This window comes from Marinobacterium sp. xm-a-152 (assembly GCF_013282965.1).
In the GTDB taxonomy this organism is placed as follows: domain Bacteria; phylum Pseudomonadota; class Gammaproteobacteria; order Pseudomonadales; family Balneatricaceae; genus Marinobacterium_E.
The window spans coordinates 11,509-24,030 of sequence record NZ_WBYI01000002.1; the positions used below are offsets into that span (position 1 = coordinate 11,509).

Annotated in this window: 8 protein-coding genes and 5 tRNA genes; all 13 read right to left on the reverse strand. The window is 48.6% G+C overall.

All coding sequences use genetic code 11. The annotated features are described in order from the left end of the window. Positions 1-18 precede the first annotated feature (18 nt). Entirely contained in the window at positions 19-4,245 is a 4,227-nt protein-coding gene (gene rpoC / locus XMA152_RS01615; RefSeq protein WP_173481796.1) for a DNA-directed RNA polymerase subunit beta', read from the reverse strand. 66 nt (positions 4,246-4,311) lie between these two features. After that, positions 4,312-8,412 carry a DNA-directed RNA polymerase subunit beta gene (gene rpoB, locus XMA152_RS01620; RefSeq protein ID WP_173481795.1) on the reverse strand — a complete coding sequence of 1,367 codons (4,101 nt, stop codon included), beginning with the start codon at positions 8,410-8,412 and terminating at the stop codon, positions 4,312-4,314. A 178-nt stretch (positions 8,413-8,590) separates the two neighbouring features. Continuing rightward, entirely contained in the window at positions 8,591-8,962 is a 372-nt protein-coding gene (gene rplL, locus XMA152_RS01625; RefSeq protein ID WP_173481794.1) for a 50S ribosomal protein L7/L12, read from the reverse strand. Positions 8,963-9,004: 42 nt separating this feature from the next. Then, a complete protein-coding gene (rplJ, locus tag XMA152_RS01630; RefSeq protein WP_173481793.1) occupies positions 9,005-9,499 on the reverse strand; it encodes a 50S ribosomal protein L10 in 495 nt (164 codons plus the stop codon). A gap of 216 nt (positions 9,500-9,715) precedes the next feature. Next, entirely contained in the window at positions 9,716-10,411 is a 696-nt protein-coding gene (rplA, locus tag XMA152_RS01635; RefSeq protein ID WP_173481792.1) for a 50S ribosomal protein L1, read from the reverse strand. Continuing rightward, entirely contained in the window at positions 10,411-10,845 is a 435-nt protein-coding gene (gene rplK, locus XMA152_RS01640; RefSeq protein ID WP_173481791.1) for a 50S ribosomal protein L11, read from the reverse strand. Before rplK ends, rplA begins: the two co-directional genes overlap by 1 nt. A 95-nt stretch (positions 10,846-10,940) precedes the next feature. Beyond that, positions 10,941-11,483, reverse strand: a complete 543-nt coding sequence (gene nusG, locus XMA152_RS01645) for a transcription termination/antitermination protein NusG (protein ID WP_173481790.1) — start codon at positions 11,481-11,483, stop codon at positions 10,941-10,943. Between the two features lie 9 nt (positions 11,484-11,492). Further along, positions 11,493-11,861, reverse strand: a complete 369-nt coding sequence (gene secE / locus XMA152_RS01650; protein WP_173481789.1) for a preprotein translocase subunit SecE — start codon at positions 11,859-11,861, stop codon at positions 11,493-11,495. Between the two features lie 62 nt (positions 11,862-11,923). After that, positions 11,924-11,999 (reverse strand) — tRNA-Trp (locus XMA152_RS01655). 165 nt (positions 12,000-12,164) lie between these two features. Then, a tRNA-Thr gene (locus XMA152_RS01660) sits at positions 12,165-12,239 on the reverse strand. 13 nt (positions 12,240-12,252) lie between these two features. Further along, positions 12,253-12,327: transfer RNA gene (locus XMA152_RS01665), tRNA-Gly, on the reverse strand. Between the two features lie 17 nt (positions 12,328-12,344). After that, a tRNA-Tyr gene (locus XMA152_RS01670) sits at positions 12,345-12,428 on the reverse strand. Between the two features lie 17 nt (positions 12,429-12,445). Beyond that, positions 12,446-12,521: transfer RNA gene (locus XMA152_RS01675), tRNA-Thr, on the reverse strand. Position 12,522 lies beyond the last annotated feature (1 nt).

Consider the following 12,522-nt stretch of genomic DNA (forward strand, 5'->3'; position numbering starts at 1 on the left):
CGTCAACGTCTTCTGAAATTATTCAGAATCTTCCACTGAAGCGTTCAATGCTTCAGTCAAAGCTGCTTGTACTTCTTCAGCACTTACAGTGACGCTAGATTCTGTATCCTGCATACGTTTGCGTTTGCGTTCGCTGTGGTATGCAAGACCAGTACCGGCTGGGATCAGACGACCCACAACCACGTTCTCTTTCAGACCGCGCAAGTAATCTTTCTTGCCGGTTACTGCACCTTCCGTTAGGACACGAGTTGTCTCCTGGAACGACGCTGCAGAGATGAACGACTCTGTTGCCAGAGAGGCTTTAGTAATACCTAGAAGCACACGTTCAAACTTAGCTGGCTGCTTACCTTCAGCAACCAATTTTTCGTTTGCGATTGTCACATCTACGAATTCAGCCTGTTCACCCTGAATGAATTCAGAATCACCGCTATCTAGGATCTCTACCTTGCGAAGCATCTGACGCACAATCACTTCGATGTGCTTGTCGTTGATGCCTACACCCTGTAGACGGTAAACGTCTTGGATCTCAGAAACGATGTATTTAGCTAGCTCTTCTACGCCCAATACGTGCAGGATATCGTGTGCACTTGATGGACCATCTGAGATCACCTCACCCTTCTCAACTGTCTCACCTTCGAAGACGTTAAGCGAGCGCCACTTCTGAATCATCACTTCGATTGGATCCGCACCATCAGTTGGAGTGATCACAATACGACGCTTACCTTTGGTCTCTTTACCAAAGCTGACAGTACCTGAAATCTCAGCAAGCACAGCCGCTTCTTTTGGTTTACGCGCTTCGAATAGATCCGCTACGCGTGGAAGACCACCGGTGATATCTTTGTTGACAGTACCCTCTTGTGGTAGACGTGCTAGGACGTCACCAACACCCACATCTGCACCATCTTGAAGGTTCAAGATCGCATTAGGTGGCAGCATGTACTGTGCAGGCATTGCTGTACCAGCGTGAAGAACGTCTTCACCCTTGGCATCAACAAGCTTGATCATTGGACGGATATCTTTACCTGCCTGTGGGCGGTCTTTGATATCCAATACTTCGATCGTAGTTAGACCTGTTAGCTCATCCGCTTGGCGCTTAACAGTGATGCCGTCTTCAAGACCAGCGAACTGAATGCGACCCGCAACCTCGGTTACGATTGGGTGAGTGTGCGGATCCCAGTTAGCAATGATTGCGCCTGCTTCGACAGTGTCGCCATCTTTCGCTTTGATCACTGCACCGTAAGGTACTTTGTAACGCTCGCGCTCACGACCGTGCTCATCGGTTACACCGATCTCACCAGATCGTGAAGAAGCGACTAGGTTGCCATCTGCACGCTCAACGGTTTTAAGGTTGTGTAGACGAATTTCACCGCCGTTCTTAACCTGGATGTTATCGACAGCAGCTGCTCGTGATGCCGCACCACCGATGTGGAAGGTACGCATGGTAAGCTGTGTACCCGGCTCACCGATTGACTGTGCAGCGATAACGCCGACAGCTTCACCGATGTTAACCTTGTGACCGCGACCTAGGTCACGACCGTAACAGCTTGAACAGATACCGTGGTGTGATTCACAGGTAATAGCAGAACGAACGATCACTTCATCGATCGAGCTGTAAGTATCGTCATTATCTAGACGTGCTACCCAAGCTTCATCCATCAATGTACCCGCAGGGATCAATACATCTTTACCCTGTGGATCAAGAACGTCTTGTGCAATAACACGACCAAGAACACGCTCACCTAGACCAACAACTACGTCGCCGCCTTCGATTAGCGCCTGGATCACTAGACCCTCTTCAGTGCCACAATCTTGCTCTGTGATAACCACATCCTGAGCAACGTCTACTAGACGACGAGTTAGGTAACCCGAGTTCGCAGTCTTAAGTGCCGTATCGGCTAGACCCTTACGAGCACCGTGAGTCGAGATGAAGTACTGAAGTACGTTTAGTCCTTCACGGAAGTTAGCCGTGATCGGTGTCTCGATGATCGAGCCATCTGGCTTAGCCATCAGACCACGCATACCTGCTAGCTGACGAATCTGAGCCGCACTACCACGTGCGCCTGAGTCGGCCATCATGTAGACAGAGTTGAAAGACTCTTGCTCTTCCTGCTCGCCTTCAGCGTTGATCACTGTGTCAGACTTCAGGTTGTCCATCATCTTCTTAGCAAGCAATTCGTTTGCACGAGACCAGATATCGACAACCTTGTTGTATTTCTCACCCTGAGTAACAAGACCGTCTGCGAACTGACGCTCGATCTCTTTCACTTCAGTGTCGGCTTCAGCAACAATGTTCACTTTCTCATCTGGGATAACGAAATCGTTAACACCGATCGATGCACCTGAAAGCGCTGCTTGACGGAAGCCCATGTACATTAGCTGGTCAGCAAAGATAACCGTATCCTTCAGACCACAACGACGGTACGCCTCGTTAAGAAGACGCGAGATCGCTTTCTTCTTCATCGCCTGGTTGATCAGTTCGAACGGAAGACCCGTTGGAACGATATCAAACAGCATTGCACGACCCACTGTCGTATCAACGATTGCAGTGCGAGACTCTTCGTTACCTTCGATGTCGCGGATCGTTTCGTTGATACGAACCTTCACGCGAGCCTGTAGGTGAACCTGTTTAGCACCATACGCACGCTGAACCTCTTTGATATCAGAGAATGCCATGCCTTCGCCCTGCGCATTGATGCGCTCACGAGTCATGTAGTACAGACCCAATACCACGTCCTGTGAAGGAACGATGATCGGCTCACCATTTGATGGCGAAAGAATGTTGTTGGTAGACATCATCAAAGCACGAGCTTCAAGCTGCGCTTCGATCGTCAACGGTACGTGTACCGCCATCTGGTCACCGTCGAAGTCGGCGTTATACGCAGCACACACAAGTGGGTGTAGCTGGATCGCTTTACCTTCGATCAAAACAGGCTCAAATGCCTGGATACCAAGACGGTGAAGTGTCGGTGCACGGTTTAGAAGAACTGGATGCTCACGGATAACCTCATCAAGGATATCCCATACAAGCGGCTCTTCACGCTCAACCATCTTCTTAGCGGCTTTAATCGTAGTTGCGTAACCACGAAGCTCTAGCTTAGAGAAGATAAATGGCTTGAATAACTCAAGAGCCATCTTCTTAGGAAGACCACACTGGTGAAGACGCAGTGATGGGCCAACCACGATTACAGAACGACCAGAGTAGTCAACACGCTTACCTAGAAGGTTCTGACGGAAACGACCCTGCTTACCTTTGATCATGTCAGCAAGCGACTTCAGAGGACGCTTGTTAGAGCCAGTGATGGCACGACCACGACGACCGTTATCAAGCAACGCATCGACAGATTCCTGCAACATACGTTTTTCGTTACGTACGATGATATCTGGAGCGTTAAGGTCTAGAAGACGCTTCAAACGGTTGTTACGGTTGATCACACGACGGTATAGATCGTTAAGATCAGAGGTTGCGAAACGACCACCGTCCAGTGGTACTAGTGGACGTAGATCTGGTGGTAGAACTGGAAGAACTTTTAGGATCATCCACTCTGGGTTGTTACCAGACTTGTAGAACGCTTCAAGTAGCTTAAGACGCTTAGACATCTTCTTAAGCTTAGTTTCTGAGTTAGTCGCAGGAATCTCTTCACGAAGAACTGAGATCTCAGCTTCTAGATCGATCGACTTTAGAAGTTCGCCGATCGCTTCAGCACCCATACGAGCGTCAAAGTCATCACCGAACTCTTCCAGTGCTTCAAAGTACTGCTCGTCGTTCATTAGCTGACCGCGCTGAAGCGTAGTCATGCCTTCATCGATCACAACAAATGATTCGAAGTAGAGAACGCGCTCGATGTCACGAAGGGTCATATCTAGCATCAAGCCGATACGAGACGGTAGTGACTTAAGGAACCAGATGTGTGCAACTGGAGAGGCTAGCTCGATGTGACCCATGCGCTCACGACGCACTTTAGTCATTGTCACTTCAACGCCACACTTCTCACAGATAACACCACGGTGCTTCATGCGCTTGTACTTACCACATAGACATTCGTAATCCTTTACAGGACCGAAAATCTTGGCACAGAACAGACCGTCACGCTCTGGTTTGAATGTACGGTAGTTAATCGTCTCAGGTTTTTTAACCTCACCATAAGACCATGAACGAATCATGTCTGGTGAAGCCAGAGAGATACGGATCGAATCGAACTCGTCGCTCTGACTTTGAGTCTTCAACAGATTAAGTAAATCTTTCATTATCTATAGCTCCTCACGGGAGGGGGCTGCAGCACTTGGCATACAGCCCGATGTTCAATTAGGCCCTTACTCGTTCTCTAGCTCGATATCGATACCGAGAGAACGGATCTCTTTGATCAGCACGTTAAATGATTCAGGCATGCCTGGATCCATGCTGTGGTCGCCATCGACGATGTTCTTATACATCTTCGTACGACCATTCACGTCATCGGATTTGACTGTGAGCATCTCTTGAAGCGTGTAAGCTGCGCCGTACGCTTCCAGTGCCCAAACCTCCATCTCACCGAAGCGCTGACCACCGAACTGAGCTTTACCACCCAGCGGCTGCTGAGTAACAAGGCTGTAAGAGCCGGTTGAACGTGCGTGCATCTTGTCATCAACCAAGTGGTTAAGTTTCAGCATGTACATGTAGCCAACAGTCACTGGACGGTCGAACTTGTCGCCTGTGCGACCATCGAACAGATCCACCTGTCCACTATCATTCATGTCTGCAAGACGCAGCAGCGCTTTGATTTCAGATTCTTTAGCACCATCAAAGACTGGAGTCGCTAGTGGAACACCCGCTTTGAGGTTGTCAGCCAGAGCCAAGATCTCGTCATCGCTGAATGACTTAAGATCTTCTTTACGAGCACACTCTAGGCCGCTGTGCTGTGCGTTGTAGACGGCTTCAAGGAATTCACGAACTTCCTTAACTTTTTCAGCCTTCTTACGCTCAACTTCCAGCATGGTGTTGATCTTACGACCAAGACCTTTCGCTGCAGCACCCATGTGAGTCTCAAGGATCTGACCTACGTTCATACGAGACGGTACACCTAGCGGGTTTAGAACCACATCAACTGGCTCACCGTTCTCATCGTAAGGCATGTCTTCGACAGGCATGATAACTGAGATAACACCCTTGTTACCGTGACGACCTGCCATCTTGTCACCAGGCTGTACGCGACGCTTAGTTGCTACGTACACCTTAACAATCTTAAGTACGCCAGGCGCTAGATCATCACCCGTCTGAAGTTTGCTCTTCTTATCTTCGAAGCGCTTATCCAGCATTTCGCGACGCTCTTCAAGCTGCTTCTTAGCCGCTTCAAGCATCTCTGCTGCTGCACTGTCAGATACACGAATCTTGAACCACTCATCGTGTTTAAGTTCAGCAAGGAATTCAGACGTGATCTCTTGACCCTTCTTAAGACCAGCACCACCGTCAGCTTTAAGGCCAACTAGCGTACGCTCAAGACGTTCGAAGGTTGCCACTTCAACAATGCGGAACTCGTCATCAAGGTCTTTACGGATGCTTGCAAGTTCAGCTTGCTCGATAGCGATTGCACGCTCATCTTTTTCAACACCGTCACGAGTGAAGACCTGAACGTCGATAACCTTACCAACAGTACCTGTCTTAACACGTAGAGAGGTGTCTTTAACATCAGACGCTTTCTCACCGAAGATCGCACGCAGTAGCTTCTCTTCAGGAGTCAATTGAGTTTCGCCTTTAGGCGTTACTTTACCTACTAGAATGTCACCAGGACCTACTTCTGCACCAATGTGCACGATGCCTGATTCGTCTAGTTTAGCGAGTGCAGATTCACCAACATTCGGGATATCCGCAGTAATCTCTTCAGAGCCTAGCTTAGTGTCACGAGAGACACAGGTTAGCTCTTGAATGTGGATCGTAGTGAAACGATCTTCTTGAACAACACGCTCAGAGATTAGGATCGAGTCCTCGAAGTTGAAACCGTTCCAAGGCATGAACGCGATACGCATGTTCTGGCCAAGGGCTAGCTCACCAAGGTCAACCGATGGACCATCGGCTAGGATATCACCACGTGATACCTGCTCACCTAGGTTAACGATTGCGCGCTGGTTGATACATGTGTTCTGGTTCGAACGCACGTACTTAGTTAGGTTGTAGATATCTACACCTGCATCGCCAGCAGTAATTTCGTCATCGTTAACGCGAACAACCACACGGCTTGCGTCAACAGATTCAATAACACCGCCACGCTTAGCAACCACACAGACACCCGAGTCACGAGCAATGTTGCGCTCGATACCGGTACCAACAAGCGGCTTATCAGCCTTCAGTGTTGGAACAGCCTGACGTTGCATGTTCGATCCCATCAATGCACGGTTCGCATCATCGTGCTCAAGGAACGGGATAAGAGCTGCCGCAACCGACACAACCTGACGTGGTGAAACGTCCATGTATTGTACGCGCTCTTTAGGCATTACAGTTGTTTCGTTCAGGTGACGAACAGTGACCAGCTCATCAGTCAGTTTGTTCTTCGCATCCACCGTTGCCGAAGCCTGTGCGATAACGAAGTTAGACTCTTCAATAGCTGATAGGTAATCGATGTCGTCTGTTACCTGACCATCAACAACGCGACGGTAAGGAGTCTCTAGAAAGCCGTAGTTGTTTGTACGAGCAAACACAGCTAACGAGTTAATCAGACCGATGTTTGGACCTTCAGGAGTCTCGATAGGACATACACGACCGTAGTGAGTTGGGTGTACGTCACGAACCTCGAAGCCCGCGCGCTCACGCGTTAGACCACCTGGGCCTAGTGCAGAGACACGACGCTTGTGAGTTACTTCTGAAAGCGGGTTGTTCTGGTCCATGAACTGTGACAGCTGCGACGAGCCAAAGAACTCTTTAATGGCAGCAGCAACTGGCTTAGCGTTGATCAGATCCTGAGGCATCAGGTTGTCTGATTCAGCCATGCTTAGGCGCTCACGTACAGCACGTTCTACACGAACAAGACCGACACGGAATTGGTTCTCAGCCATCTCACCAACTGAACGGATACGACGGTTACCAAGGTGGTCGATATCGTCAACAACGCCTTTACCGTTACGGATCTCGATCAGTGTCTTCATAACATCTAGGATGTCATCTTTAGACAGAATGCCTGAACCTGTCTCCTCTTCACGACCAAGACGGCGGTTGAACTTCATGCGACCTACCGCAGAAAGATCGTAGCGCTCTTCAGAGAAGAATAGATTTTCAAATAGTGATTCTGCTGACTCTTTCGTTGGTGGCTCACCAGGACGCATCATGCGGTAGATCTCTACCAATGCTTCTAGCTGGTTACGAGTCGGGTCAATACGAAGAGTGTCAGAAACGAATGGACCACAATCCAATTCGTTAGTGTAAAGCGTTTCGAAACGTTCGATCTTAGCTTCTTGAAGCTTAGCTACCGCCTCTTCAGTCAGCTCGGTGTTACAAGGAAGCAGTACTTCACCTGTAGCAGGATCAACGATATCTTTAGCTAGAGCTTTGCCCACTAGGTACTCTGCAGGAGTCTCTAGTTGAGTCATACCCTCTTTCTGCATCTGACGGATGTGGCGCGGAGTGATACGGCGACCCGCTTCAACAATCACATCACCTTTAGGTGTAAGGATCTCGAAGCTCATTGTTTCACCACGTAGGCGCTCAGGAATAAGATCCATCTGAATCTTATCTTTCGATAGATTCCAGCCAGTCGTGTCAAAGAAGATATCTAGAATCTCTTCTGCTTGGAAACCAAGCGCGCGCATCAAGATAGTCGCAGGGAGTTTACGGCGACGGTCGATACGAACAAATAGAGAGTCTTTTGGATCAAACTCGAAGTCGAGCCAAGAACCACGGTAAGGAATGATTCGAGCAGAGTAAAGCAATTTGCCCGATGAGTGTGTTTTACCCTTGTCGTGATCGAAGAATACACCAGGTGAACGGTGGAGCTGCGATACGATTACGCGCTCAGTACCATTGACAACAAAGGTACCATTCTCAGTCATGAGCGGCATTTCGCCCATGTAAACTTCTTGCTCTTTAATGTCTTTAACCGCTTTCGTAGACGAATCGCGATCGTAGATCACCAGACGCACTTTAACGCGTAGTGGCGCTGCGTAGGTGATACCACGCTGCTGACACTCTTTTACGTCAAAGACAGGCTCACCTAGGCGATAACCAGCGTATTCCAAAGCAGCGTTTCCAGAGTAAGAAACGATTGGGAATACAGAATTGAATGCGGCATGAAGCCCCTCTTCGGTGCGACCTTCAGAAGTAGCGCCCGCCTCTAGAAACTTACGATATGAATCCAGCTGTGTCGCGAGCAGGTAAGGTAGTTCCATTACCTGACCGAGTTTACTGAAATCCTTTCGGATACGTTTCTTCTCAGTGTATGAATAAGCCATCAGTGTTCCCCAGCATGTGCATCTAGGTTGAGAAACCAAACTCGATAAATTATCGAGCAATTCGTTCCGTTAAAAAGTCTATCTACTAATAACGGAAAAAGGCCGGTGGCATTTTTGCCACCAGCCATACGCTTTTTAAGCAGCGTAAAGCTGCTTAATGCGCAGCAAGCTCAAGTTATTACTTAAGCTCGACAGAAGCGCCAGCTGCTTCAAGATCAGCTTTGATCTGCTCAGCTTCTTCTTTAGAAGCGCCTTCTTTAACAGTTGAAGGTGCACCGTCAACCATCTCTTTCGCTTCTTTAAGACCAAGGCCAGTTACTGCACGAACTACCTTGATTACGTTTACTTTCTTATCGCCAGCAGAAGCTAGAACAACGTCGAAGTCAGTCTTCTCTTCTGCAGCACCGCCAGCATCGCCAGCAGGACCAGCAACTACTGCAGCTGCAGCAGATACGCCGAATTTTTCTTCCATTGCAGAAACTAGTTCAACAACGTCCATTACTGACATTTCAGCAATTGCATTTAGGATATCGTCTTTAGACAGAGACATGATTAATTCCTTTATTAAATCGGTTACTTAGCAACCAGCCAATTAAGCTGCTTGCTCTTCTTTCTGAACGCGTACCGCATCGATAGCACGTACGAGCTTGCCAGCAGCTGCTTCTTTCATGCAGCTCATTAGCTTCGCTAGTGCTTCGTCGTATGTCGGTAGGCTTGCTAGCATTGCGATATCAACGATCTCGCCTTCGAAGGCAGCTGTTTTCAGCTCAAACTTGTCATTGCCTTTTGCAAAGTCTTTCAAGATACGGGCGCCAGCGCCTGGGTGCTCTTGAGAGAAAGCAATGATAGTTGGACCTACGAACGAGTCCGCTAGACATTCATAAGCTGTGCCCTCTACTGCACGACGTGCTAGCGTGTTACGTACGACTTTAAGCCATACACCCGCTTCACGTGCCTGCTTACGCAGTGCAGTCATATCGCCTACTTCAACGCCGCGGGAATCCGCAACGACAGCAGACAATGCAGAGCCAGCAGCTTCCTGAACCTCAGCGACGATCGCTTTTTTCTGTTCAAGTCCTATTGCCACAATTTACTCCTGGTTGTCTTTCGACATATTTACCAACCACCCCGCTTACGCGAGGCATGAGTACGGCTAAAATGATTCCGAGGAATCTCACCGTCTGCGCAGGCTGGTTGGCCCATTAAGATGCCACTGAAGAATCAATAGCATCACCTGCGGTCTTTGACGGTCTTCGTCTCTGTCAGACAGGTCTGAAGACCCTCAAATACCTTTGCTGGAGGATTAAGCGTCTAGTGACGCAACATCCACCTGTAGACCCGGTCCCATAGTGGTAGACAGGGTTACTTTCTTAACGTAAACGCCTTTAGCAGACGCTGGCTTAAGTTTCTTAAGCTCAGCAAGTAGAGCCGCTACGTTTTCAGCGATTTGGTTTGGCTCGAAGCCTACTTTACCAACTGACGCGTGAATGATGCCGTTCTTATCAGTACGGAAACGTACCTGACCAGATTTAGCATTCTTAACTGCACCAGCAACATCTGGAGTTACAGTACCAACCTTAGGGTTTGGCATTAGGCCACGTGGACCAAGCACTGTACCTAGCGCACCAACAACGCGCATAGCGTCTGGGCTTGCAATTACTACGTCGAAGTCTAGGTTGCCAGCTTTAACTGACTCAGCAAGATCTTCAAAACCAACAACGTCCGCGCCCGCTTCTTTTGCTTTCTCAGCGTTTTCGCCTTGAGCAAATACAGCAACACGAACTTCTTTACCTGTACCGTTTGGAAGAACACTTGAACCACGTACAACCTGGTCAGATTTCTTCGGATCAACACCTAGGTTGATCGCAACATCTACAGACTCAGCGAATTTAACAGCAGAAACTTCTGAAAGAATCTGAGCAGCATCAGCAGCAGCGTACAATTTACCCGCTTCTACTTTTTCAGCGATCGCCTTTTGACGTTTAGTCAACTTAGCCATTACTCATCACCCTCCACAACTAGACCCATGCGACGTGCAGAACCTGCAATCGTACGTACCGCTGCATCCATGTCCGCAGCAGTAAGGTCAGCCATTTTAATTGTTGCAATCTCTTCAAGCTGAGCGCGAGTAACAGTACCCACTTTCTCAGTGTTTGGACGAGATGAACCAGATTTAAGACCAACCGCTTTCTTCAATAGGATTGAAGCTGGTGGAGTCTTAGTGATGAACGTAAAGCTACGATCAGCGTATACAGTGATAACCACTGGAATTGGCATACCAGGTTCCATCGATTGAGTCTGTGCGTTGAACGCTTTACAGAACTCCATGATGTTCACACCGTGTTGACCTAGCGCAGGACCTACTGGCGGACTTGGGTTCGCCTGACCTGCTTTAACCTGCAACTTAATGTAGGCTTCTATCTTCTTAGCCATTGAGCTACTCCTTTGGGTACAAGCGCCTCTCGGCTCCCCTTTACACAACAAAAACCGAGCAGCCTTTCAGCCACTCAGTTCGTTAAAAACCTTCGTTAAACTTTTTCGACCTGACGGAACTCAAGTTCAACCGGTGTTGAGCGACCGAAGATCAATACAGCCACTTTCAGACGTGACTTCTCGTAATCAACCTCTTCAACAACACCATTGAAGTCAGCGAATGGGCCATCATTAACACGCACCATCTCACCCGCTTCAAACATCGTCTTAGGACGTGGCTTATCAACACCACTCTCTACACGACGTAGAATCTCATCAGCTTCACGCTGAGTAATTGGTGCAGGCTTATCTGCCGTACCACCTATGAAACCTAGAACACGTGGCGTACTCTTAACCATGTGCCAAGTTTCGTCGTTCATCACCATGTTAACGAGCACATAACCTGGGTAGAACTTGCGCTCAGACTTACGCTTCTTACCATCACGGATCTCTACAACCTCTTCTGTTGGCACAAGGATATCGCCAAACAGATCTTCCATACCGTGACGCTCGATCGCTTCTAGCAGACCAGCCTGAACACGCTTCTCATAACCAGAGTAAGCGTGAACAACGTACCAGCGCATCTTTTCTGAACTCATAGAAACCTCTTAACCAATAAAGCCAGACACTACCCAGCCGAGTAGCGAGTCCAGACCCCAAAGCAAAAGACCAACAATCAATACAGCCACAACAACGATCAAGGTCGTCTGCAACGTCTCTTGACGAGTTGGCCATACCACTTTGCGAATCTCATTCTTCGCCTCTTTGAATAGACGGAAGAACGCTTTACCTTTTGCCGTTTGAAGTGCAACAAAGCCAGCTACAATTGCGAGCGCAACTAACGCAAGCACACGATAGAGCAGTGACTCGTTAGCGTAGACGGAGTTACCGACCACACCAACAGCAACGATCGCAATAACAACAAGCCACTTCAGGCTGTCAAATTTAGACACGTCGTCAGAAACTTTTGAGTTCACCAGAACCTCTACTAATCAAACACTTAAGCTAGATTTGCTGCATATAAACCACCTGTAAAAGGTGGCAGGGTAGGAGGGACTCGAACCCCCAACCTGCGGTTTTGGAGACCGCTGCTCTGCCAATTGAGCCACTACCCTATACAACAAGGGACGCGCATTATACCCGCCTAAAATCTCAGTTTCAACTGATAAAACCAAGAAATTCAGCAGCCTATGCGGTATTGAAAACCCACTTCAAAACGCTCTGACACCTACTCCAAGACGTAAAAAAAGGCAGACAATTAATCTACCTTACATGTGTCATGGAGCTCATGGGCGGATTTGAACCGCCGACCTCACCCTTACCAAGGGTGTGCTCTACCCCTGAGCTACATGAGCGAATATCGTCGATTGGAGCGGGTAGCGGGAATCGAACCCGCCTCTTCAGCTTGGAAGGCTGAGGTAATAGCCACTATACCATACCCGCCGAAGGAGCTATCGAAATGGTGGTGGGAGATGGATTCGAACCATCGAAGCTTTCGCGTCGGATTTACAATCCGATCCCTTTGGCCACTCGGGAATCCCACCAGTACTTATTGCTGAAATGGTGCCGGCACCAAGAGTCGAACTCGGGACCTACTGATTACAAGTCAGTTGCTCTACCAACTGAGCTATACCGGCT

Excerpts from the sequence above, each read along its gene's own strand:
- rplK (WP_173481791.1), bottom strand. The coding sequence starts at position 10,845 with ATGGCTAAGAAGATAGAAGCCTACATTAAGTTGCAGGTTAAAGCAGGT.
- rpoB (WP_173481795.1), bottom strand. The coding sequence starts at position 8,412 with ATGGCTTATTCATACACTGAGAAGAAACGTATCCGAAAGGATTTCAGT.
- rplA (WP_173481792.1), bottom strand. The coding sequence starts at position 10,411 with ATGGCTAAGTTGACTAAACGTCAAAAGGCGATCGCTGAAAAAGTAGAA.
- rplL (WP_173481794.1), bottom strand. The coding sequence starts at position 8,962 with ATGTCTCTGTCTAAAGACGATATCCTAAATGCAATTGCTGAAATGTCA.
- rpoC (WP_173481796.1), bottom strand. The coding sequence starts at position 4,245 with ATGAAAGATTTACTTAATCTGTTGAAGACTCAAAGTCAGAGCGACGAG.
- nusG (WP_173481790.1), bottom strand. The coding sequence starts at position 11,483 with ATGAGTTCAGAAAAGATGCGCTGGTACGTTGTTCACGCTTACTCTGGT.